The organism is Pseudomonas sp. B6001 (assembly GCF_013386015.1).
Classification (GTDB): domain Bacteria; phylum Pseudomonadota; class Gammaproteobacteria; order Pseudomonadales; family Pseudomonadaceae; genus Aquipseudomonas.
The window spans coordinates 1-22,424 of record NZ_JACAOX010000020.1 but is presented as its reverse complement, the minus strand read 5'-3'; the positions used below and the strand labels follow the sequence as shown (position 1 = coordinate 22,424).

The 22,424-nt window shown below is 61.2% G+C and carries 23 protein-coding genes and 1 pseudogene; 9 read left to right on the top strand and 15 right to left on the bottom strand.

Annotated elements, in window-relative coordinates:
• Positions 1-93 precede the first annotated feature (93 nt).
• Positions 94-993 (top strand): PA4780 family RIO1-like protein kinase, encoded by a 900-nt coding sequence (locus tag HX821_RS22100; RefSeq protein WP_008438985.1) that lies wholly within the window; start codon positions 94-96, stop codon positions 991-993.
• 145 nt (positions 994-1,138) lie between these two features.
• Here HX821_RS22100 and HX821_RS22095 read toward each other — a convergent pair.
• The 4 genes and pseudogenes from HX821_RS22095 to HX821_RS22080 form a co-directional block, all read right to left on the bottom strand.
• Positions 1,139-1,349: pseudogene (locus HX821_RS22095) on the bottom strand (MerR family DNA-binding protein); the annotation flags it as partial.
• 213 nt (positions 1,350-1,562) lie between these two features.
• Positions 1,563-1,964 (bottom strand): Cu(I)-responsive transcriptional regulator, encoded by a 402-nt coding sequence (gene cueR, locus HX821_RS22090; protein WP_177036399.1) that lies wholly within the window; start codon positions 1,962-1,964, stop codon positions 1,563-1,565.
• Positions 1,961-4,162, bottom strand: a complete 2,202-nt coding sequence (locus HX821_RS22085; RefSeq protein WP_102368020.1) for a cation-translocating P-type ATPase — start codon at positions 4,160-4,162, stop codon at positions 1,961-1,963. Before HX821_RS22085 ends, cueR begins: the two co-directional genes overlap by 4 nt.
• 76 nt (positions 4,163-4,238) lie before the next feature.
• Positions 4,239-4,619: a hypothetical protein gene (locus tag HX821_RS22080; RefSeq protein WP_003211148.1), complete on the bottom strand. Its 381-nt coding sequence runs from the start codon at positions 4,617-4,619 to the stop codon at positions 4,239-4,241.
• Positions 4,620-4,766: 147 nt separating this feature from the next.
• Between HX821_RS22080 and HX821_RS22075 the strand changes: the two genes are divergently transcribed.
• Both HX821_RS22075 and HX821_RS22070 read left to right on the top strand, forming a co-directional pair.
• On the top strand, positions 4,767-4,967 hold the full coding sequence (locus tag HX821_RS22075) for a heavy-metal-associated domain-containing protein (RefSeq protein WP_177020798.1): 201 nt from the start codon (positions 4,767-4,769) through the stop codon (positions 4,965-4,967).
• Positions 4,968-5,053: 86 nt separating this feature from the next.
• Complete coding sequence (locus HX821_RS22070; RefSeq protein ID WP_003211152.1) at positions 5,054-6,247, top strand: multidrug effflux MFS transporter; 1,194 nt, start codon at positions 5,054-5,056, stop codon at positions 6,245-6,247.
• 6 nt (positions 6,248-6,253) lie between these two features.
• Here HX821_RS22070 and HX821_RS22065 read toward each other — a convergent pair whose 3' ends face one another.
• The 3 genes from HX821_RS22065 to HX821_RS22055 all read right to left on the bottom strand — a co-directional run bounded on the left by HX821_RS22065 (position 6,254) and on the right by HX821_RS22055 (position 7,913).
• A complete protein-coding gene (locus HX821_RS22065; protein ID WP_003211153.1) occupies positions 6,254-6,433 on the bottom strand; it encodes a hypothetical protein in 180 nt (59 codons plus the stop codon).
• A 145-nt stretch (positions 6,434-6,578) separates the two neighbouring features.
• On the bottom strand, positions 6,579-7,592 hold the full coding sequence (locus tag HX821_RS22060; protein WP_003211156.1) for a zinc-binding alcohol dehydrogenase family protein: 1,014 nt from the start codon (positions 7,590-7,592) through the stop codon (positions 6,579-6,581).
• A 27-nt stretch (positions 7,593-7,619) separates the two neighbouring features.
• On the bottom strand, positions 7,620-7,913 hold the full coding sequence (locus HX821_RS22055; protein WP_003211158.1) for a putative quinol monooxygenase: 294 nt from the start codon (positions 7,911-7,913) through the stop codon (positions 7,620-7,622).
• Positions 7,914-8,030: 117 nt separating this feature from the next.
• Here HX821_RS22055 and HX821_RS22050 point away from each other — a divergent pair, with 117 nt between their 5' ends.
• Together HX821_RS22050 and HX821_RS22045 are read left to right on the top strand one after the other, a co-directional pair.
• Complete coding sequence (locus tag HX821_RS22050; RefSeq protein ID WP_003211159.1) at positions 8,031-8,960, top strand: LysR family transcriptional regulator; 930 nt, start codon at positions 8,031-8,033, stop codon at positions 8,958-8,960.
• Positions 8,961-9,098: 138 nt separating this feature from the next.
• Positions 9,099-9,791: a helix-turn-helix transcriptional regulator gene (locus tag HX821_RS22045; protein WP_177036398.1), complete on the top strand. Its 693-nt coding sequence runs from the start codon at positions 9,099-9,101 to the stop codon at positions 9,789-9,791.
• Here HX821_RS22045 and HX821_RS22040 read toward each other — a convergent pair.
• Positions 9,788-10,741, bottom strand: a complete 954-nt coding sequence (locus tag HX821_RS22040; RefSeq protein WP_008430770.1) for an adenosine deaminase — start codon at positions 10,739-10,741, stop codon at positions 9,788-9,790. The two genes, HX821_RS22045 and HX821_RS22040, sit on opposite strands and share 4 nt — an antisense overlap.
• A 194-nt stretch (positions 10,742-10,935) precedes the next feature.
• Between HX821_RS22040 and HX821_RS22035 the strand changes: the two genes are divergently transcribed.
• Positions 10,936-12,024, top strand: coding sequence for a calcium:proton antiporter (locus HX821_RS22035; protein WP_003211166.1), 1,089 nt, complete (start codon positions 10,936-10,938; stop codon positions 12,022-12,024).
• A 155-nt stretch (positions 12,025-12,179) separates the two neighbouring features.
• Here HX821_RS22035 and HX821_RS22030 read toward each other — a convergent pair whose 3' ends face one another.
• From HX821_RS22030 to HX821_RS22020, 3 genes are all read right to left on the bottom strand, one after another.
• Positions 12,180-13,538: an 8-oxoguanine deaminase gene (locus HX821_RS22030; protein WP_003211168.1), complete on the bottom strand. Its 1,359-nt coding sequence runs from the start codon at positions 13,536-13,538 to the stop codon at positions 12,180-12,182.
• A gap of 145 nt (positions 13,539-13,683) precedes the next feature.
• Complete coding sequence (locus HX821_RS22025) at positions 13,684-14,370, bottom strand: SDR family oxidoreductase (protein ID WP_003211169.1); 687 nt, start codon at positions 14,368-14,370, stop codon at positions 13,684-13,686.
• Positions 14,371-14,396: 26 nt separating this feature from the next.
• A complete protein-coding gene (locus HX821_RS22020) occupies positions 14,397-14,747 on the bottom strand; it encodes a MerR family transcriptional regulator (RefSeq protein WP_003211171.1) in 351 nt (116 codons plus the stop codon).
• Between the two features lie 83 nt (positions 14,748-14,830).
• On the opposite strand from HX821_RS22020, the gene HX821_RS22015 reads away from it, so the two are divergent.
• Positions 14,831-15,223, top strand: a complete 393-nt coding sequence (locus tag HX821_RS22015) for a hypothetical protein (protein ID WP_177036397.1) — start codon at positions 14,831-14,833, stop codon at positions 15,221-15,223.
• Between the two features lie 302 nt (positions 15,224-15,525).
• Here the strand turns inward: HX821_RS22015 and HX821_RS22010 are convergent, their stop codons facing one another.
• The 4 genes from HX821_RS22010 to HX821_RS21995 all read right to left on the bottom strand — a co-directional run bounded on the left by HX821_RS22010 (position 15,526) and on the right by HX821_RS21995 (position 19,268).
• A complete protein-coding gene (locus HX821_RS22010; protein WP_102368022.1) occupies positions 15,526-16,107 on the bottom strand; it encodes a YigZ family protein in 582 nt (193 codons plus the stop codon).
• A gap of 12 nt (positions 16,108-16,119) precedes the next feature.
• On the bottom strand, positions 16,120-16,779 hold the full coding sequence (locus HX821_RS22005) for a TetR/AcrR family transcriptional regulator (protein WP_003211175.1): 660 nt from the start codon (positions 16,777-16,779) through the stop codon (positions 16,120-16,122).
• Between the two features lie 87 nt (positions 16,780-16,866).
• Entirely contained in the window at positions 16,867-18,261 is a 1,395-nt protein-coding gene (locus HX821_RS22000; protein ID WP_003211176.1) for a uracil-xanthine permease family protein, read from the bottom strand.
• Between the two features lie 86 nt (positions 18,262-18,347).
• Positions 18,348-19,268: a LysR family transcriptional regulator gene (locus HX821_RS21995; RefSeq protein WP_087693467.1), complete on the bottom strand. Its 921-nt coding sequence runs from the start codon at positions 19,266-19,268 to the stop codon at positions 18,348-18,350.
• A 125-nt stretch (positions 19,269-19,393) separates the two neighbouring features.
• Between HX821_RS21995 and HX821_RS21990 the strand changes: the two genes are divergently transcribed.
• Together HX821_RS21990 and HX821_RS21985 are read left to right on the top strand one after the other, a co-directional pair.
• Positions 19,394-20,743 (top strand): aspartate aminotransferase family protein, encoded by a 1,350-nt coding sequence (locus tag HX821_RS21990; protein WP_008430786.1) that lies wholly within the window; start codon positions 19,394-19,396, stop codon positions 20,741-20,743.
• Positions 20,744-20,782: 39 nt separating this feature from the next.
• Positions 20,783-22,276 carry a CoA-acylating methylmalonate-semialdehyde dehydrogenase gene (locus tag HX821_RS21985; RefSeq protein WP_003211182.1) on the top strand — a complete coding sequence of 498 codons (1,494 nt, stop codon included), beginning with the start codon at positions 20,783-20,785 and terminating at the stop codon, positions 22,274-22,276.
• The last annotated feature ends 148 nt before the right edge of the window (positions 22,277-22,424 follow it).

The window sequence follows — 22,424 nt, the reverse complement described above, 5'->3', positions numbered from 1 at the left end:
CAAAGGTCGGTACCCTCTCCCCGCGGCGAGAGGATTGCCGTATAACGAGTGCCATACGCGTGTTTGGTAATAAAGGACCCACAATAAAAGCTGATGAAGACTCCTAAACGCATTGAACCCCTGATCGAGGACGGTCTGGTCGACGAGGTGCTGCGCCCACTCATGAGTGGTAAAGAAGCAGCTGTTTACGTGGTGCGCTGCGGCAACGAGTTACGTTGCGCCAAGGTCTACAAGGAGGCGAATAAACGAAGTTTTCGTCAGGCGTCCGAATACCAGGAAGGCCGCAAGGTCCGCAACAGCCGGCAGGCCCGGGCCATGGCCAAGGGCTCCAAGTTCGGCAAGAAAGAAACCGAAGACGCCTGGCAGAACGCTGAGGTAGCGGCGCTGTTTCGCCTGGCCGGTGCGGGTGTTCGCGTGCCCAAGCCGTACGACTTCCTCGAAGGCGTGCTGCTGATGGAGCTGGTGGCCGATGAATACGGCGACGCGGCGCCACGTTTGAACGACGTGACGCTGGAGCCGGACCAGGCCCGTGAATACCACGCCTTCCTGATTACCCAGATCGTGCTGATGTTGTGTACCGGCCTGGTGCACGGTGACCTTTCCGAGTTCAACGTGCTGCTGACGCCGACGGGCCCGGTGATCATCGACCTGCCTCAGGCGGTGGATGCCGCGGGCAACAATCACGCGTTCAGCATGCTGGAACGGGATGTGGGCAACATGGCTTCCTACTTCGGGCGCTTTGCCCCGGAATTGAAGAAGACCAAGTACGCCAAGGAGATGTGGGCGCTGTATGAAGCCGGCACGCTGCACCCGGCCAGTGTGTTGACCGGCGAGTTCGACGAACCGGAAGAGCTGGCTGACGTGGGCGGTGTTATCCGCGAGATCGAAGCGGCGCGGCTCGATGAAGAGCGTCGCCAGGCGATTCGCGCGGCAGACGATGCGCCACCGAGCAAGGCGTCGGAAGAACCGCCACCGCCGCCCTGGATGCAGTGATCCAACGGCGAGTGGATATCCAAATGTGGGAGCGGGCTTGCTCGCGAAAGCGCTGGTTCAGTCAACTGATGTATTGACTGACACTCCGCATTCGCGAGCAAGCCCGCTCCCACATTAGGTTCCGTGCATGCCTGGTTAAACTTGCTCAGGTGCAACAACTGCCCGACGCCAACTCCTTGAGAATCGGGCAATCCGGCCGGTGATCACCCTGGCAGTGTTCCACCAGGTCCTGCAACGTATCGCGCAATTGCCCCAGCTCGCGGATCTTCTGGTTCAGCTCATCGATATGCTTGCGGGCCAGCGACCTTCAGGTCGGCACTCGCACGGCCCCGGTCCTGCCAGAGGGTCAGCAACTCGTGCGGCAGACGATGCGCCACCGAGCAAAGCGTCGGAAGAGCCGCCACCGCCGCCTTGGATGCAGTGATCCAACGGCGAGTGGATATCCTAATGTGGGAGCGGGCTTGCTCGCGAAAGCGCTGGTTCAGTCAACTGATGTATTGACTGACACTCCGCATTCGCGAGCAAGCCCGCTCCCACATTAGGTTCCGTGCATGCCTGGTTAAACTTGCTCAGGTGCAACAACTGCCCGACGCCAACTCCTTGAGAATCGGGCAATCCGGCCGGTGATCACCCTGGCAGTGTTCCACCAGGTCCTGCAACGTATCGCGCAATTGCCCCAACTCGCGGATCTTCTGGTTCAGCTCATCGATATGCTGGCGGGCCAGCGCCTTGACGTCGGCACTCGCGCGTCCCCGGTCCTGCCACAGCGTCAGCAACTTGCCGACCTCTTCCAGGGAAAACCCCAGGTCCCGCGAGCGCTTGATAAACGCCAGGGTGTGCAAGTCATCGGCGCCATAAATGCGGTAGCCGCTGTCGGTGCGATGGGCGGCTTTCAACAAGCCGATGGATTCGTAGTAACGAATCATCTTCGCGCTCAGGCCGCTTTGGCGTGCTGCTTGGCCGATGTTCATGGACGCTCGTCCTCCAGGTCCTTGGGTTTCCAGGTTTTCAACAGCAGTGCGTTGCTCACCACGCTGACACTGGACAGGGCCATGGCCGCGCCAGCCATCACCGGGTTGAGCAGGCCGAACGCCGCCAGCGGAATGCCGATCAAGTTATACACAAAGGCCCAGAACAGATTCTGTCGAATTTTCGCATAGGTCTTGCGGCTTATTTCCAGGGCTGCCGGCACCAGCCGTGGGTCGCCGCGCATCAGGGTAATGCCTGCCGCGTGCATCGCCACGTCGGTACCGCCGCCCATGGCGATGCCGATGTCGGCCGCGGCCAGGGCCGGTGCGTCGTTGATGCCGTCGCCGACCATTGCCACCACGCCGGTCTTTTTCAGCTCGGCGACGGTAGCCGCCTTGTCCGCAGGCAACACCTCGGCGTGCACGTCATCGATGCCCAGGGCTTCGGCCACCACGCGGGCGCTGCCACGGTTATCGCCGGTCAGCAGGTGGCTGCTGATATGCCGAGCCTTGAGTGCTTGTATCGCCTGCAGGGCGCCCGGTTTAAGCGTGTCACCGAAGGCAAACAAACCCAGCACGCGGGGCTGCGGGCCTTGCTCGATCAGCCAGGACAAGGTGCGGCCTTCGGCCTCCCACGCACTGGCCGAGTCGGCGAGATCACCGGTGCTCAAGCCGGTTTCTTCCAGCAGGCGACGGTTGCCCAGCGCCAGTTGCCGGCCATCTAGGGTGCCTGCAATGCCACGCCCGGTAAGGGATTGGCTGGCGCTGACATCCGCGACGTTCAAACCTTGTTCGGCACAGGCATCCAGCACCGCCTTGGCCAATGGGTGTTCACTGCCGCGCTGCAGCGCGCCGGCCTGTTGCAGCAGCGCCCCTTGATTGCCGTCAATGGCGGCCAGGTGCGCAATCTTTGGTGCGCCGGAGGTCAGGGTGCCGGTCTTGTCGAACACCACGGCGCTGACTTCATGGGCGCGCTCCAGGGCTTCGGCGTCCTTGATCAGGATGCCGTGGCGGGCGGCAACGCCGGTACCGGCCATGATGGCGGTAGGTGTGGCCAGGCCAAGGGCGCAAGGGCAGGCGATCACCAATACGGTCACCGCATTGATCAGCGCGACCTCCAGCGGTGCGCCATACAGCCACCAGCCGACCAGCGTGGCCAAGGCCAGCACCAGCACCACCGGCACGAACACCTGGCTGACTTTATCCACCAGTTTCTGGATCGGTGCCTTGGCGGCCTGGGCGTCTTCCACCAGGCGGATGATCCGCGCCAGCACGCTTTCCGCGCCGAGGGCCAGGGTGCGCACCAGCAGCCGGCCTTCGCCGTTGATGGCGCCGCCGGTGACTGCGTCGCCAGGCTGCTTCGGCACCGGCAGGCTTTCACCGCTGATCAAGGCTTCGTCGGCGTGGCTTTGGCCTTCGACCACTTCGCCGTCCACCGGGAAGCGTTCGCCGGGCTTGACCAGCACCAGGTCATTCAGCTTGAGGGCGGTGATGGCGACGTCCTGCTCGCGGCCGTCGATTACTTGAATCGCCCGCTCGGGGCGCAAGGCTTCCAGAGCGCGGATGGCACTGGCGGTCTGGCGCTTGGCGCGGCTTTCCAAATATTTGCCCAGCAGCACCAGGGCGATCACCACCGCCGAGGCTTCGAAATACAGGTGGGGCATTGTGCCGGCGGACGCCGTGAGCCATTCATAGATACTCAGGCCGTAACCGGCGCTGGTGCCGATGGCGACCAACAGGTCCATATTGCCCGCTCCGGCGCGCACGGCTTTCCAGGCCGCGATATAGAAGCGCGCACCGAAGATGAATTGCACCGGGGTGGCCAGGGCAAATTGCACCCAGGCCGGGAGCATCCAGTGCAGCCCGAACGGTTGCACCAGCATCGGTAGCACCAACGGCGCGGCGAGCAGGATTGCCAGCAGCAGCGACCAGCGTTCATGGCTCAGGCGTTGTTCCTGGCTGGCCTGTGTGGCGGTTTCGCTTTGGGGCAGGGTGGCGGTGTAGCCGGCCTTGTCGACGGCGGCGATCAGGACGCCGGGGTCCATCTGGCCGAGCACTTCAATGTGGGCGCGTTCGTTGGCCAGGTTGACGCTGACACTTTGCACCCCGGGCACTTTGCCCAGTGCCCGTTCAACCCGCCCGGCGCAGCTGGCGCAGGTCATGCCGCTGATCGGCAGGTCGAAGGTGGTGGATCCGTTCATGGGCAGTACTCCAGGAGAGATTGCCCCTAGGATCAACCTTGACCTGTGGGGAAGGTCAAGGCGTTAGATCAATGTTTCAGTATTCCAGTGCGGCCGGTTTCAGGTACATGCCGTCCGGCCCTTGCGCGATACGCAACTTGCGCACGTCACCCGCCTTCAACGTAATGTTTTGCGCCGGTGGTGCGAGCATGCCCGGCAAGCAACCCTGGGATTGCCCCGGCAACAACTTCAGGCGCAACGACACATTCCCGGCCGGCAAGTTGAAGGAGGTGGCCTGCTCCTGGAACAGCCGCCCGGCCAACTGGTCCTGGATGTACAAGCCAATCTCGCAGTTGGTTGGCACTTCCAGGCGCTCCCGGGAAATGATCAGCACCGCATAATCTTCATCTGCGCTGGCCGGTGGCACAGCAGCAAACAAGCCCATCAGGCTGACAAGGCCAAAAAATGACCAGCGCATGGCGAATTCTCCGAGGTTCACATCGTGGATAAGTGCAGCTTGGCCGAGGGCGCGAATGAATGCCAGCCCGGCCGATGTTTTCAGAACTTGACCTTGCCATCATGGCAAGGTCAACACTGCGGGCAACCTCATTAAAGGAGTCATGTCATGCAAGTATTCAGCGTTGAAGGAATGACCTGCGGCCACTGCGTCCGCTCGGTAACCCAGGCGGTGCAGGATAAGGACCCGGCGGCCAGCGTGCTCGTTGACCTCGCGGCAAAGGAAGTCAGGGTGGAAGGCAGCCTGCTGTCGCCGGCAGAGGTGATCAACCTGATCAGCGAGGAAGGCTACAGCGTCAAGCTCGCCTGATTTTCTGATAGTTAGCGAGCTAACTTAATGTTCAAGGCACCCGCGCCCGGCTAGACTGTCGGGCTGCCGACTCACCTGGGTGCCTGATGAACCTTCGTATAATCCTGATCTTGGGGGCCTTGAGCGCGTTCGCGCCGTTGGCCATCGACTTCTACCTGCCGGGGTTCCCGGCCATGGCCGTGGCATTCGGCACCGACGAAAAACATATTCAGCTGACCTTGGCCGTGTACTTCACGGGCCTGGCGATCGGCCAGTTGATCTATGGACCGCTGGCAGACCGTTTTGGCCGGCGCGGGCCGCTGCTGAGCGGCGTCACCCTGTTCACCCTGGCGTCCTTCGCCTGTGCGTACGCGCCGTCCCTGGAATGGCTGATCGGCGCGCGTTTCGTCCAGGCCCTGGGCGGCTGCGCGGGCATGGTGATCTCGCGGGCGGTGGTCAGCGATAAATGCGACGCGGTGGGCTCGGCCAAGGTGTTTTCCCAACTGATGCTGGTCACCGGGCTGGCGCCGATCCTCGCGCCGCTGGCGGGCGGGGTGATGGTTGGCGTGTGGGGCTGGCAGTCGATCTTCCTGGCGCTGACGGCGTTCAGTGTGATGGCGGCCATTGCGGTAGCAGTCGGGCTGCCGGAAAGCTTCCCGGCCCATCAACCGCGCCAGCCGCTGTCAGGTGCACTGCGCCAGTACGGCCGGTTGCTGTCGGACCGGGTGTACCTGGGCTATGCCTTGACCGGCGGCATCTCGATTGCCGGTATGTTTGCCTACATCGCGGGCTCGCCCTTCGTCTTTATCAAGCTCTATGGCGTGCCCGCCGAACACTATGGCTGGGTATTCGGCTCGAATGCCGCGGGCTTTATCCTGGTGGCGCAGGTCAATGCGCGTTTGCTCGCTTCGCGTGGCCCGGCATTTTTGCTGTCGCGCACGGTGTGGGTTTACCTGGCGGCGGGTCTGTCGTTGCTGGCAATTACTGCGCTGCGCACGGACGCCTTGTGGCCACTGCTGGTACCGCTGTTTATCTGCATCGCCAGCCTGGGCTGCATTTTGCCCAATACCTCGGCCTGCGCCATGAGCGGGCAGGGCGCTCGGGCGGGCAGCGCGTCGGCGTTGCTCGGCTGCATTCAGTTTGGTGTGGCCGCAGGCGCAGCGTCGTTGGTCGGCGTGCTGCACGACGGCACGGCGATGCCGATGGCGATGGTCATCAGCTTGTGTGGCGTATTGGCCGTAACGTTCGCGATGCTGACCCGGCGCCTGCAGCGCCAACGGGCACTGCAAGCGGCGGACTGATCAGGATCAGCCAGCAGAGCGCTGCTGGCTTTCGGGGAATCGGTGAGGCGCCTGGATACGGGTTTGCAGGGTGTCGGCAAACGCGCGGGCCTCGGCCTCACTGCGGAAGGTAAAGGCGTTCTGGTCGAGACGGACCTGCCATTTGTTGCCTTCGGATCTTGCTAGCGCTTTTATCAGGATCTTCATTGCTGACTTCCTCACGTAAATTGCGTGGCAAAGGCGGCCAATATAAACCCGAATACGCTCACAAATATGACAAGGATCAAGTCTCTGACTAGCGGTGTCGTCCATTACTCACATGAATAACAGACGACACTGACAGAACCTTTCGTTAGAACCCTTCCAGCACGATCTTGCCCTTGGCCTTGCCGCTTTCCAGCAGTTCGTGGGCGCGGCGCAGGTTAGCCGCGTTGATCACGCCAAAGTGCTCGCCCACGGTGGTTTTCAGAGTACCGGCGTCGATCAGTTCGGCGACGCGATTGAGCAGGTTGTGCTGCTCGATCATGTCGCTGGTCTCGAACATCGAACGGGTGTACATGAACTCCCAATGCAGCGACAGGCTCTTGCGCTTGAGCTTGCTTACGTCCAATGCCTTTGGATCGTCGATCAGCGCCAGTTTGCCCTGGGGAATCAGCGCTTCCACCAGTTGGTCCAGGTGCTGGTCGGTCTGGGTCAGGCTGGCGACGTAGTTCACCTGCGGATGGCCGGCGTTTTTCAGCTCTTCGCTCAACGGTTTGCTGTGGTCGATCACCAGGTCGGCGCCCAGGTCCTTGGCCCATGCCTGGGTTTCAGGACGGGAGGCGGTGCCGATGACTTTCAGGCCGGTGAGCTGTTTCGCCAGTTGGGTCAGGATCGATCCCACACCACCCGAAGCACCGACAATCAGCAGGCTCTGGCCTTCATCGGCCTTGCCTTCACGCACTTGCAGGCGTTCGAAGAGCAATTCCCAGGCGGTGATGGCGGTCAGCGGCAGTGCAGCAGCGTCGGCAAAACCCAGGGTTTTCGGCATATGGCCGACGATGCGCTCATCGACAGTGTGCAGTTCGCTGTTGCCGCCGGGGCGTACCAGGGAGCCGGCGTAGAACACCTTGTCGCCGACCTTGAACAGGCTGACTTCGCTGCCCACGGCCTTGACCACACCGGCCACGTCCCAGCCCAGCACTTTGGCCGCGCCGTTTTCCGGGGCGACGTTCTGGCGCACCTTGGTGTCCACCGGGTTCACCGAGATGGCTTTGACTTCCACCAGCAGGTCGCGGGGGCCGGCGACCGGTTCGGGCAGTTCGATGTCTTGCAGGGATTTTGGATCGTTGATCGGCAGTGCGGCGTAGTAGGCGATGGCTTTCATGATGGTTTCCAAAAAGGGGGCGGTTGATCAGGCAATAAACTTCAGGCGCTTGAGTTCGAAATGTTCAAGCACGTCGGCAGCCTTGGTGCGGAAATTCTGGATATGCGCGCTCTGGTCGTGGTCGGCCAGCGCGGCGTCGTCACTCCAGCGTTCGAGCATGTAGAAGGTCTCGGGGTGTTGCAGGTCCTGGTGCAGGTCGTACTGCTGGCAGCCGGCTTCGATGCGGGTCGGTTCCAGCAGCTCGCGCAGCAGGGTTTCCAGGGTGGCCTGTTGGCCGGGTTTGGCGATCAGCGTGGCGATGACGTTAAAGGCAGCAGACATATTCGACTCCAGACACGTGATGAACGGGATGGACAGATGATTGGCTATTTCTCTGGAAGATAAAACCCGCTAAAAGAGCAGTCTCTTTCAATGCTTTTTTGATAATGGGCGGTCGGCGTGCTGCGTTTTGATGACTTGCAGTTGTTTGTGCGTGCGGCAGACCTGGGCAGCCTTTCGGCGGCAGCACGGGTGATGGACATGTCGGCGGCGGTGGCCAGCGCGGCGTTGAAGCGCATCGAGCAGCAGTTGGGCGCACGGTTGTTGGCGCGTTCCACCCGCAGCCTGCGCCTGACGGCCGAGGGCGAAGGCTTCCTGGAGTACGCCCGGGCCGCCTTGAGCAGCCTGGATGAAGGCCGGCGGTTGTTGGCCAGCGGCCAGGATCAGGTCAGCGGGGTGCTTCAACTCTCGGCGCCGTCGGACTTTGGCCGTAACCAGTTGTTGCCCTGGCTCGATGAGTTCCAGCGCGAATACCCAAACCTGAGCGTACGCCTGTTGTTGGGCGACCGGATTGCCGACCTGTTCCGCCAGCCGGTGGACATCGCCCTGCGCTACGGCGAACCCGAAGACTCCAGCCTGATCGCGTTGCCCATCGCCCCGGACAACTGCCGCGTGCTCTGCGCTGCTCCCAGCTATCTGGCGCGGCACGGCGAGCCGCGCCACCTGGAGCAACTGACCCAGCACAATTGCCTGCTGTACATGCTCGGCAGCCGGGTGCATGACCATTGGGGGTTTAATGATGGCAAGCGTGATGTCGGCCTGACGGTGACCGGTGACCGCTTCAGTGATGATGCCGATGTGGTGCGACGCTGGGCGGTGGCGGGGGTGGGTATCGCCTACAAGTCCTGGCTGGATGTCAGCTCGGATGTGCTGGCGGGGCGCCTGCGGCTGATCCTGCCGGAGCTGCGGGGCGAACGTACGCCGCTCAATCTGTTGTGTGCCCATCGCGCGCAACTGAGCAAGCCGATCAATCTTCTGCGGGAAATGCTCGTTGCCCGTTGTGCGACATTGACTGCGCAATTGCCGGAGCGATCAGCCTCTACACCATAACCCCGGGGATATCGGGAAATTTCCTTCAGCTTCTGTCCTTGGTTGCGCTGTAAGACGGCACGGAACCCGGCGTTTTCACGCTTATACTTTTCCGCCAGACGCAGCAGACAAATGATTCAACAGGGAGTGAATGAGCACATGGAACAGGCACCTTGCATCAGTCAGATCGCCACCTTGCTGGCCGACCCGAAACGCACCGCGATGGTGTGGGCATTGATGGACGGGTCGGCCAAACCCTCCGATGAGTTGGCGGCACTTGCCGGGCTGTCATCGGCCTCGGCGAATGCGCATCTGACGCGATTGACGGCCGGTGGCCTGTTGCGTGTCGAAGCCCGCAGCGGCAAACGCTTTTTCCGGGTGGCCGCCGCCGATGTGGCGGCCGCCGTGGATGCATTGGCCTGCACCACGATGGCCAGTGTCGCCCGCAGCACGCCCATTCATTCGCGGTCATTGACTGCGCCTGCGGCTTTACGGCGAGCGCGGCTGTGCCATGGTCACCTGGGGGGCGAGCTGGCAGCGGGTTTGTATCAACGGATGATGGCGGCCGGGTGGATCGAGCGCGCGGAACAGCGTACGGACGTGACGCCGTCAGGTGCGCGCAAATTCGCAGCGCTGGGGATTTTTACCCAGGCACTGGCTCAGCCGATCGTGTGCGATTGTTTTGATTGGAGCGAACAGCAGCCACACCTGGGCGGTGCGTTGGGGGCCGCGTTGTTGCAGTTGTGCCTGCAGTCGAACTGGGTCAGCGTGATCAATGAGTCCCAGGCGTTGCAGGTCAGTGAAGCCGGGCAACTGGAAATTGCCCGGCTCGCCAGACCGGTCGGTGATTAAGGCTTGACCAACCGTGCATCCAGGCTGTTTTGCGCCAGGCGTTTGGCCTGGTCCTGGGTCATGCCCAGCGAGGTGTACAGCGCATGGAAGTTCTCGGTGACATAACCGCCGAAGTACGCCGGATCGTCCGAGTTCACCGTCACTTTCACCCCACGCTCAAGCATGTCGAGGATGTTGTGCTGGGACATGTCGTCGAACACGCAGAGCTTGGTGTTGGACAACGGGCACACCGTCAGCGGGATCTGTTCGTCTATGATCCGCTGCATCAGGCGCTCGTCTTCAATGGCGCGTACGCCATGGTCGATACGCTGGATCTTCAGCAGGTCGATGGCTTCCCAGATGTACTCCGGCGGGCCTTCTTCACCGGCGTGGGCGACGGTCAGGAAACCTTCGTGACGGGCACGATCAAACACGCGCTGGAACTTGCTCGGTGGGTGGCCCATTTCCGAGCTGTCCAGGCCCACGGCAACAAACGCATCACGGAATGGCAGTGCCTGGTCGAGGGTTTTTTCGGCCTCTTCTTCGCTCAAGTGGCGCAGGAAGCTCAAGATCAAACCGCTGGTGATGCCCAGTTGTTGCTCGCCGTCTTTCAAGGCGGCGGCAATGCCGTTGAGCACCACTTCGAACGGTACGCCACGGTCGGTGTGGGTCTGTGGGTCGAAGAACGGTTCGGTGTGGATCACGTTCTGCGCCTTGCAGCGCAGCAGGTAGGCCCAGGTCAGGTCGTAGAAATCCTGGGAAGTGCGCAGTACATCGGCGCCCTTGTAGTAGAGGTCGAGAAACTCTTGCAGGTTGTTGAAGGCGTAGGCCTTGCGCAGGGTTTCGACGTCGTTCCACGGCAGCGCGATCTTGTTGCGTTCGGCCAGGGCGAACAGCAGCTCAGGCTCCAGCGAGCCTTCCAGGTGCAGGTGCAATTCAGCCTTGGGCAGGGCGTTGAGCCAATCGTACATTTATAAATTCTCATCAGGTGCAATGGCGGCATTCTACAGGCGCACGCCGAAATAATCGGCAAAACCTGACCAAGCGGTGAGCATCCACAGGCACCGTGCAAGCAGTGCATGAACTAAGGTGTAACGAAACGTTAGCGGCGCGGTGCAGTCTGTACCCCATCAATGACGGATTCGCCGCGTTCAAAAGGCCTGCAATGCTCACATCTATCAAGCAAGAAAAATTCATGCTGCTGGCGCTGATTGCCGCCATCGCTGCCTACCCGCTGGAGCACTGGATGCTGCACAGCGGGCAGATGGTGGCGCTGTTGGCTGGCATAGCGCTGATCGGCTTTATCGTCGTGGCCTCGATGCGCGTGGCCCATCACGCCGAGCAACTGGCGGAAAAGGTCGGCGACCCCTACGGCACCATGATCCTGACCCTCGCCGCCGTGCTGGTGGAAGTGGTGATCCTGGCGATCATGATGAGCAACGAGCCCTCGCCGACCCTGGTGCGCGACACCATTTATTCGGCGGTGATGCTCGACATCAACGGCATCCTCGGCCTGGCCGCGCTGATGGGCGGCATCAAGCATGGCGAACAGTCCTACAACGACGATTCGGCGCGCACCTACAGCGTGATGATCCTTACCGCCATGGGTGTGTCGATGGTGGTGCCGGAATTTATCCCCGAGGCCGACTGGAAAATTTACTCGGCCTTCACCATCGGCGCGATGGTAGTGCTCTACACGTTGTTCCTGCGGATGCAGGTGGGGCCCCACAGTTATTTCTTCAGCTACAGCTACCCGGAAAAACGCCGCAAGAAACAGCCGGAAGAAGAGTCGCCGCCGATCAACCTGGCGTTTTCCATCGGGACGTTGGTGTTTGGCGTGATCGTGATTGGTGCGTTGGCCGAGGTGATGTCCAAGACCCTCGACCTGGGCCTGGAAGGCACGGGCGCTCCACCGGTAATCACGGCGATCATCGTGGCTGCGATTTCCGCCGCCCCGGAGATTTTGACCGCGTTGCGCGCAGCGCTGGCCAACCGCATGCAGTCGGTGGTGAACATCGCGCTGGGGGCTTCACTGTCGACGGTGATTTTGACCGTGCCGGTGATGGAAGCCATGGCCTTGTACACCGGCCAGCCGTTTCAGATGGCGATGACGCCGGTGCAGACCGTGATGGTGTTTATCACGCTGATTGTCAGTGCGATCAACCTCAACGATGGCGAAACCAACGCCATCGAAGGGATGACCCATTTTGTGTTGTTTGCGACGTTTATCATGCTGTCGCTGCTTGGACTGTAACCAATCCTGAAAACACCGCAGAAATAATTGTGGAAACCGGGCTTGTGTGGGAGCGGGCTTGCTCGCGAATACGGAGTGTCAGTCGCCAGATATGTTGACTGACCCAACGCATTCGCGAGCAAGCCCGCTCCCACATTTGAAAAGTGTTTCTTCAGTTAAGTCCGGTTGATCAGTTCCCGCGCCGCCTGGCTGTGATCGGCAATCAAGCCTTTCAGGTCCAATCCTTCGACCTGCCCGTCGATCACCCGCCATTTGCCGCCGACCATCACCCGGTCCGCTCGGTCGGCGCCACACAGCAGCAGCGCCGAGATCGGGTCATGGCTGCCGGAGAAGCGCAGTTCATCGAGCTTGAACAACGCCAGGTCGGCCTGTTTGCCTACGGCCAGTTCGCCGATGTCGCTGCGACCGAGTAACTGCGCCGAACCTTTTGTCGCCCAACCCAACACCCGTTCCGGGGTGATCTTCTCTGCCCCGTAACGCAGGCGCTGGATGTACAGGGCCTGGCGCGTTTCGAGGATCATGTTCGACGCATCATTGGACGCCGAACCGTCCACCCCCAGGCCAATCGGTGCGCCGGCGGCCAGCAGGTCCAGCGTTGGGCATATCCCGGAAGCCAGGCGCATGTTCGAGCTCGGGCAATGGCAGATGCCGGTACCGGCAGCTCCGAGGCGTGCGATTTCTTCAGGGTTGAAGTGAATCCCGTGGGCCAGCCACGTGCGCGGGCCTAGCCAGCCGACGCTGTCGAGGTAATCCACGGTGCGCAGGCCGAAACGCTGCAGGCAGAAGTCTTCTTCGTCGAGGGTTTCCGCCAGGTGGGTATGCAGGCGCACGTCGAGGTTGTTGGCCAGCTCGGCGCTGGCTTCCATGATTTCCGGGGTGACGGAAAACGGCGAGCAGGGCGCCAGGGCGATCTGGATTTGTGCGCCGTCACCGCGCTCGTGGTACTGGCGGATCAGGCGGCGGCTGTCTTCCAGAATCACTTCGCCTTGCTGCACGGTTTGTTGCGGTGGCAGCCCGCCGTCGGCCTCGCCCAGGCTCATGGAGCCGCGGGTGAGCATGGCGCGCATGCCCAGATCGCGCACGCTGTCGACTTGCACGTCGATCGCCTGTTCCAGGCCGTCCGGGAACAGGTAGTGGTGGTCTGCCGCCGTGGTGCAGCCCGAGAGCAGCAGTTCGGCCAGGGCCACTTTGCTCGCCAGGGCGAGTTTTTCCGGGGTGAGTCGGGCCCAGACCGGATACAGGGTTTTCAACCAGGGAAACAGCGGCTGGTTGACCACCGGCGCCCAGGCGCGGGTGAGGGTTTGATAGAAGTGATGGTGGGTGTTGATCAGCCCCGGAAGCACCACATGCTCGCGGGCATCGAATACTTGTCCACAGGGCACGGCGGGTTCTTGGCCCCAGCCCAGCACTTCGGTGATCACACCGTCCTGCAGCACCAGGCCGCCACGGGCGTCGAGGCCATTGGCAGTGAAAATCGCAAGGGGGTTTTTTAACCAGATACGGGTCGCAGGCATTGGCCGGCTCCTCTGAATGATGGGTTCAGGTTTGCCAGCTCAGTGTTGCCCTGTCTGCTGATCCAGGGTCGCCGGGGAGGGCGAGGTGCGCAGTTTACGTGTGGATCGTTATCGACGGCAATCGGCCGATAACGATCCCGGTTTTTTACCAGGCGATGGTGTCGCCCTTGTAGTCCACAAAGTGATGGCCGCCCTTGCCGGTGTAGGCATTCACCTGGTCAACCAGGCCGCGCACGCTGGTGGGCACGTCGATGTGGGCGTTTTCGCCACCCATGTCGGTCTTCACCCAGCCCGGGTGCAACGACAGCACGGTCAGTTTCTGATCGCCCAATTGGGTGACGAAGCTGTTGGTCATGGAGTTGAGGGCGGCCTTGCTGGCCTTGTACAGCGCCAGGTCCGAGCCGTCGGGAATGGTGACACTGCCCAGGATCGAACTCATGAAGGCCAGCACGCCGGTGCCTGGGCGGATCTGCCCGACAAAACGCTGGGCCAGGTTGATCGGCGCCACGGCGTTGGTGAAAAACAGTTGGCCGACTTCAGCCAGGGTGGCGTGGCCCGGTTCCTGGTTGGCCGGGCCTTTGACACCTGCGTTGACGAACAGCAGGTCGAAAGTTTTTTCCTTGAGGCGCTGGCTGAGGGCGATTACCGCCTGCTGGTCATCCATGTCGAGCTTTTCGATTTGCACCTCGCCCAAGGCCTTCAAGGCATCGGCCTTTTGCGGGTCGCGCACGGTGGCGGTCACCTCCCAGCCGTCCGCCAGCAGTTGCTTGGCCAGGCCAAGGCCCAGGCCCCGGGAGGCGCCGATAATCAGTGCGGTTTTTGAAGTGGACATGAATGGCTTCCTTTGACGGTGGAGGTTCACGGGTTCAGTGGACAACGCTGGCCGAGCCTTTGCTGCAACTCCTGGCGCAGTTGGTCGAGTTCGGCGATGCGGGTTTCGATCAGGTTGAGCTTGTCTTGCAGGAGCTGGGTCACGGCGCTGTCGGGGTCTGGAGCTTGCCATAATGCGCCGACGCTGTTGCCGATTTCACCCAGGCTGAAGCCCAGGCGCTGGGCGGTCTTGATGTACAGCACCAGTTGCACCATGTCGGCGGGGTAGTCACGGTAACCGTTGGCACTGCGTTGCGCGGCAATCAGCCCGCGTTGCTCGTAGAAACGCAGGGTGTCGCGACTGACCTGGCTGGCCTGGGCTAATTCGCCGATACGCATGTAGAGGGCTCAAGGGGGCTTGACCCTGGAGCATACTCCAGGCTTTAGCCTGCTGGCTTCTTGAATTTAAGGAGCTTACGGCTATGTGGACCGCACACCAATACCGTCGACTGGTTCGGGCCAGCGGTTGGTACGACCTGATCGTCACCGCCGCACTGGTCACACCCTGGACGTTTGTCCTGCTGCATAACGCCCTGGTGGCGTTGAACCTGCCCGGCGAGCTGCCGCCGTTCGCGCCTGTGCATATGTTGATGGCGAACCTGATGGGCTCGATTGTCTGCGTGTGGTCGGTGCTGCGAATCCGCGACCCACAAGCGATCTTTGGCCGCTACGACGCCGCCGGCCGAGTGCTGTTTGCCACCTGGCAGATCTACGCGCTGGCCCATGGTGCCAGTACTGTATTGGTGATTGTCGTGGTGTTTGAAGTGCTGTGGGCGGTGGCTCAGTTGATACCGGTGCGCCTAGCAGCAAGTTGATCAAAAAACGCTCAGTTGTGCCGGAACGTTGCAGGCTCTGCTGCGGGGTCACTCTTGCACGGGTTATCCACAGGTTGCTCCACAGTAATTGTGCGCAAGCGTGACCGGTGGATATAAGCGCTGTGGCCCTTTGTTCTAAAGGACATAACCCGCCTAACTGACTGTTTTTGAGCTGGATTAATACTTTCGTGCAGTGCCTTGAACAAAAACTGTACAACCGTCTGAAACCCTTGTGACAGAAGGGTTACAGGCGAGTGTGCTCAGGTTATCCACAGGCAGGTGCACAGTAGATGTGGGCAGTTTCAGCGCTCCAGCAGAATGCGCCCGCGACTCAGGTCGGCGAGCTGCGCTTGCAGGGTGTCGATATGTGCCTCGCCGAGGGCCAGCTGCAGGTCGACGCCATTGGCGGTGAAGGTTTCTTCCATCACCAGCCCACCCAGTTCGGCCACTCGCAGCTTCACCAACTGCAGCTCGGCAAAACCACAGGAGCAGCTCAGCGGCACCCGTTTGATCAGCTCGACGCGTTCGGCGGCTTGCAGGCATTTGTTCGCGCCGCCGCCATAGGCGCGGGCCAGGCCGCCGGTGCCCAGTTGGATGCCGCCGTACCAGCGGATCACCAGCACCACGACCTGGTCGCAATCCTGCGCTTCGATCGCGGCCAGGATCGGGCGCCCGGCCGTCCCGCCGGGTTCGCCGTCGTCGTTGCTGCGGTATTGATCACCGAGTTTCCAGGCCCAGCAGTTGTGCGTGGCGTTCAGGTCGCTGTGCTGGTCGATGAAGGCCTGGGCGTCCTGGGGGCTGCTGATCGGGGCGGCGAGGGTAATGAAGCGGCTTTTGCGAATTTCTTCGCGAAACTCGCAAAGGCCGGTAAGCGTGAAAGGCATGGGTAACTTCGTTTAGAGGGCCGGCTTGATGCCACAGCCTTTGAGAATGATGTGGATAAGGTTGGTGCCGGCGTCTTCCATGTCCTGCTTGGTCAGCTTGGTGCGCCCGGTCACGCGGCAGATCTGGGTGGCAAAGTCGGCGTAATGCTGGGTGCTGCCCCACAGCAGGAAGATCAGGTGCACCGGGTCGATAGGGTCCATCTTGCCGGCGTCGATCCAGGCCTGGAATACCGCCGCACGGCCGCTGAACCAGGCGCGGTAGTCCTGGCTGAAATATTCGGTCAGGCACTCACCGCCGCTGATGATCTCCATCGCGAAGATCCGCGAGGCTTGTGGCTGGCGCCGGGAGAATTCCATCTTGGTGCGGATATAGCGGGTCAGGGCGGCCGCCGGGTCATCCTCGGCGGTCAGGGTGTTGAAGGTGCTGTCCCACAATTCGAGGATGTTGCTGAGCACCGCGATGTACAGGCCCAGCTTGTTGGTGAAGTAGTAGTGCAAGTTGGCTTTCGGCAACCCGGCACTCGCCGCGATGGTGTTCATGCTGGTGCCTTTGTAGCCATGACGGGCGAACTCGTCTTCGGCGGCCTGCAAAATCGCTTGTTCGTTCTTTTGGCGAATGCGGCTTGCAGGTTTTCCGGCGTGGTTGCTGTGGGCAGGAACTTCGAGGCTCATGGAGGTTTCCGTGCAGATCGATGAAGGCGACGTGTGCACAGATAACCCACCCTCAAGCCCCAGACAAGTCCCGATACGATAAAACCCTTAAAGCGGCTCCAGAGTGTCGCTTTCCAGGGTCCGGTTTGCGGCATCCACGGGAGCCTTGGCTTCAGGTAGCAGCAGGCACAATACGATGGCGGTCAGGCCGCCGCTGGTGATGGCCGAGTCGAACAGGTTCTGCACCAGGGTTGGCATCAGGTGCAGCAGGTTCGGTTGCGCCGCGATCCCCAGGCCGACGCCGAACGAGGTGGCGATGATCAGCATGCTGCGCCGATCCAGCGGGGCCTGGGCGAGAATGCGCACGCCGGCCGCCGCTACGCTGCCGAACATCACCAGGGTTGCGCCGCCCAGCACCGGCTTGGGGATTTGCTGCAGCACCGCACCAATCAACGGAAACAGCCCGAGGCAAAACAGTACCGCGCCGATGTACAAGCCGACGTAACGGCTGGCCACGCCGGTCAGCTGGATCACGCCGTTGTTCTGGGCGAATGTGGTGTTGGGAAAGGCACTGAAGGTGGCTGCGATCATGCAACTGATGCCATCTCCCAGTACGCCACCCTTGAGTCGGCTTATATAGGAAGGGCCGCTGATGGGCTGGCGGGCGATCATGCAATTGGCAGTGAGGTCGCCGACGGTTTCGATGGTGCTGATCAGATAAATCAGTGCTACCGGCAGGAAAGCGCTCCAATCGAAGTTGAAACCGAAGTGGAACGGTGTAGGCAGGCTGATCAATGGCAAATCAGGCAAGGCTTGGGGCACCAACTTGCCGCTGAACCAGGCGGCGAGGCTGCCCAGTGCGAGGCCGATGATAATGGCGGAGAGCCGTACCCATGGCGTGTTCGAGCGGTTCAGCAGGATGATGGTCAGTACCACGAACAGGCCGAGTGCCAGGTTGGTTGGCGCGCCGAAGTCCGGGGCATTGAAGCCGCCTCCAAGGTCAGTGATGCCGACCTTGATCAGGCTGATGCCGATCAGTGTGATGACGATGCCGGTCACCAGCGGCGTGATTACCCTTTTGAGCTGACCGATGAAACGGCTCAACACGACCTGCACTGCGGCGCCGAAGAAGCAGATACCGAAAATCATCGCCAGGATGTCTTCCGGGCTGCCGCCGCGTTGCTTGACCAGAAACCCGGCCGACAATACGGCGCCGAGAAACGCGAAGCTGGTGCCTTGCAGGCAGATCATCCCGGCGCCAATGCCAAACGGCCTGCGCGCCTGGATGAAGGTGCCCACACCGGAAACCATCAATGCCATGCTGATCAGGTAGGGCAGGTGGGCGGTCAGGCCCAGGGTAGAGCCGATGATCAGCGGCGGGGTGATGATGCCGACGAAGGCAGCCAACACATGCTGCAACGCGGCAAGCAATGCAGGCAAAGGTTTGGGCCGATCGTTGAGGCCGTAGATCAGGTCGCTGGGGGTGTTGGATTCTGGCGGCATGGCGGGGAACTCATGGCTGACGGTTCGAGATCCCCTTGTCTTGCAAAAAGCTGTCCAGTTGCTCAGGTTTTTATGTAAGGCCCGTGTTAGCGCGTTGCGGCCAGACTTTCGAGGAAGCTTTCCAGCACCAAATGAGGGCGACGGCCCTTGCGCGTGACCGAAGCGAGGCTCAAATCGTAAAAACGTGTAGCCGGTTTCAGCGCGCGCAGTCGGCCTTGTTGTACCCACAGGCTGGCGTAGTGGTCGGGCAGGTAGCCGATGTAGCGGCCGGTCAGGATCAGGAAGGCCATGCCCTCGCGGTCCGAGGCACTGGCGGTGCAATTGAGTGCCTGGTAGTGCGCCTGGATATCCGCGGGCAGGCGGAAGGTTGGGGCGATGGCGTCCTGGCTGTTGACGCGGTCGTCGTCCAGTTGCTTGTCGTCGGCGTAAAACAGCGGGTGGCCCACTGCGCAATAGAGCAGCGAGCGTTCGCTGTACAGCGGCTGGTATTCAAGTCCCGACAAGGCGCTGGCCTGGGGGACTACGCCGACATGCAGGCGGCCGTCGAGCACCCCTTGTTCGACTTCATTGGGGGCGATCATGCGGATCTGGATCTGTACGTCCGGGCCGCGTTCCTTCAACTGTGCCAGGGCGTGGGTGATACGCATGTGGGGCAGGGTGACCAGGTTGTCGGTCAGGCCGATGATCAGCTCGCCGCGCAAGTGCTGGTGCAGGCCGTTGACCTCGGTGCGAAAACTTTCCAGGGCGCTGAGCAGCTGCAGTGCCGACTGGTAAACCTCGCGTCCTTCCTCGGTCAGGGAAAACCCCGCCCGCCCGCGTTGGCACAGGCGCAGGCCAAGGCGCTGTTCAAGATCGCTCATTTGCTGGCTGATGGCCGAGCGGCCAATCCCCAGAACGGTTTCCGCCGCCGAGAAGCCACCGCACTCCACCACGCTGCGAAAGATGCGCAACAGGCGGATATCGAAGTCGCTGACTTGGGCCAGAGGGTCGGGTCGACGGCTGCTCATAGTTTAGTGAAGGCCTGACTGAAGGTTAGAAGAGTTGGATTTCACCGACTTTATCCCCGTGGCAATTTAGCTGCAACAACGCTTTTCAATCCCGACGCTGCCTTTTGCCTTGCGAGGTTTTGCTCATGAACATGCCCGAAAACGCTCCGTCCACCCTGGCCAGCCAATTGAAGCTGGACGCGCACTGGATGCCGTACACCGCCAACCGCAACTTTCATCGTGACCCGCGCCTGATCGTGGCGGCCGAAGGCAGCTGGTTGACCGATGACAAGGGGCGCAAGGTGTATGACTCGCTGTCGGGTCTGTGGACCTGCGGCGCCGGGCACACCCGCAAGGAAATCCAGGAAGCGGTCTCCAAGCAACTGGGTACGTTGGACTACTCGCCGGGCTTCCAATACGGTCATCCGTTGTCGTTCCAACTGGCAGAAAAGATTACCGACCTGACCCCGGGCAACCTGAACCATGTGTTCTTCACCGACTCCGGCTCCGAGTGTGCCGATACCGCGGTGAAGATGGTGCGTGCGTACTGGCGCCTGAAAGGCCAGGCGACCAAGACCAAGATGATCGGCCGTGCCCGTGGTTATCACGGCGTGAACATCGCCGGTACCAGCCTGGGCGGCGTGAACGGTAACCGTAAGATTTTTGGTCAGGGGCTGATGGATGTTGACCATCTGCCTCACACCCTGCTGGCGAGCAATGCGTTCTCCCGTGGCATGCCGGAGCTGGGCGGGATTGCCTTGGCGGACGAGCTGCTCAAGCTGATCGAGTTGCACGATGCGTCGAACATCGCTGCGGTGTTTGTTGAACCGATGGCGGGCTCTGCCGGCGTGCTGGTTCCGCCGCAGGGTTACCTGAAGCGTCTGCGTGAGATCTGCGATCAGCACAACATCCTGTTGGTGTTCGACGAAGTGATCACCGGCTTCGGTCGTACCGGTTCGATGTTTGGTGCTGACAGCTTCGGCGTGACCCCGGACCTGATGTGCATTGCCAAGCAAGTCACCAACGGCGCGATCCCGATGGGCGCGGTGATTGCCAGCACCGAGATTTATCAGACGTTCATGAATCAGGCGACGCCAGAGTACGCGGTGGAGTTCCCGCACGGCTACACCTACTCGGCCCACCCGGTTGCCTGCGCGGCTGGCTTGGCGGCACTCGACCTGCTGCAGAAGGAAAACCTGGTGCAGAGCGTGGCCGAAGTCGCACCGCATTTCGAGAATGCGCTGCACGGCCTGAAGGGCAGCAAGAACGTGATCGACATTCGTAACTATGGCCTGGCCGGTGCGATCCAGATTGCCCCGCGTGATGGTGATGCCATCGTGCGTCCGTTCGAAGCGGGCATGGCCTTGTGGAAAGCCGGCTTCTACGTGCGCTTTGGCGGCGACACCCTGCAGTTCGGCCCAACCTTCAACAGCAAGCCGCAGGACCTGGATCGCTTGTTCGATGCGGTCGGCGAAGTGCTGAACAAGATCGACTGATTCCTCCTTCTATATAGAACAACTTTTCAGGAGCCCTGCATGAGCCTCATCCAGCATTTGATCAACGGCCAATTGGTCACCGAAAACGGTCGCACTGCCGACGTGTACAACCCGTCGACTGGCCAGGTGATTCACCAGGTGCCGTTGGCCAGCCGTGAAACCATTCAAAGCGCCATCGATTCGGCCAAGGCGGCTTTCCCAGCCTGGCGTAATACGCCACCGGCCAAGCGTGCCCAGGTGATGTTTCGTTTCAAGCAATTGCTTGAGCAGAACGAAGCGCGTATCTCCCAGCTGATCAGCGAAGAGCATGGCAAGACCCTGGAAGATGCGGCTGGTGAACTCAAGCGCGGGATCGAGAACGTGGAGTACGCGTGCTCGGCACCGGAAATCCTCAAGGGCGAGTACAGCCGTAACGTTGGCCCGAATATCGATGCCTGGTCTGACTTCCAGCCGTTGGGTGTGGTGGCCGGTATTACGCCGTTCAACTTCCCGGCGATGGTGCCGTTGTGGATGTATCCGCTGGCGATCGTCTGCGGTAACTGCTTCATCCTCAAGCCGTCGGAGCGTGATCCAAGCTCGACGCTGCTGATTGCACAACTGTTGCAGGAAGCTGGCTTGCCTAAAGGCGTGCTGAGTGTGGTGCATGGCGATAAAGGCGCGGTGGATGCGTTGATCGAAGCGCCGGAAGTCAAGGCGTTGAGCTTTGTCGGCTCGACGCCGATCGCCGAGTACATCTATTCCGAAGCCACCAAGCGCGGCAAGCGTGTACAGGCGTTGGGCGGGGCGAAGAACCATGCGGTGCTGATGCCGGATGCGGATCTCGATAACGCTGTCAGTGCCTTGATGGGCGCGGCGTATGGTTCGTGCGGTGAGCGTTGCATGGCGATCTCTGTTGCCGTGTGTGTCGGCGACCAGGTGGCTGACGCATTGGTCGCCAAGCTGGTGCCGCAGATCAAGGCGCTGAAGATTGGTGCGGGCACCACGTGTGGATTGGACATGGGGCCGCTGGTCACTGGCCAGGCGCGCGATAAAGTCAGTGGCTATATAGAGGACGGCGTTTCTTCGGGTGCTGAGTTGGTCGTCGATGGTCGTGGCCTGAGTATTGCCGGTAATGAAGATGGCTTCTTCTTGGGGGGCAGTTTGTTCGACCGCGTGACCCCGCAGATGCGCATCTATAAAGAAGAGATCTTCGGGCCGGTGCTGTGTGTGGTTCGGGTGAACAGCCTGGAAGCGGCCATGCAGTTGATCAACGATCACGAGTACGGCAACGGCACCTGTATCTTCACCCGTGACGGTGAGGCGGCGCGGTTGTTCTGTGACGAGATTGAAGTGGGTATGGTTGGCGTCAACGTGCCGTTGCCGGTGCCGGTGGCTTATCACAGCTTTGGTGGCTGGAAGCGCTCGCTGTTTGGCGACTTGCATGCCTATGGGCCGGATGGGGTGCGGTTCTATACGCGTCGCAAGGCGATTACCCAGCGCTGGCCGCAACGGGCCAGTCATGAGGCGTCGCAGTTTGCCTTTCCTAGCTTGTAGGTTCGGTAAGTAGAAGGCCGGCCCCTTGGGGCCGGCCTTTGCTTTTCAGGGCTTTTTTGACCGATATGACAGTATTGTGAAAAAAGGTGTTGACGGCAGATTCTGGAAGTCTATAATTCGCCCCACTTCCGGCGCAGTCGAAACGGAA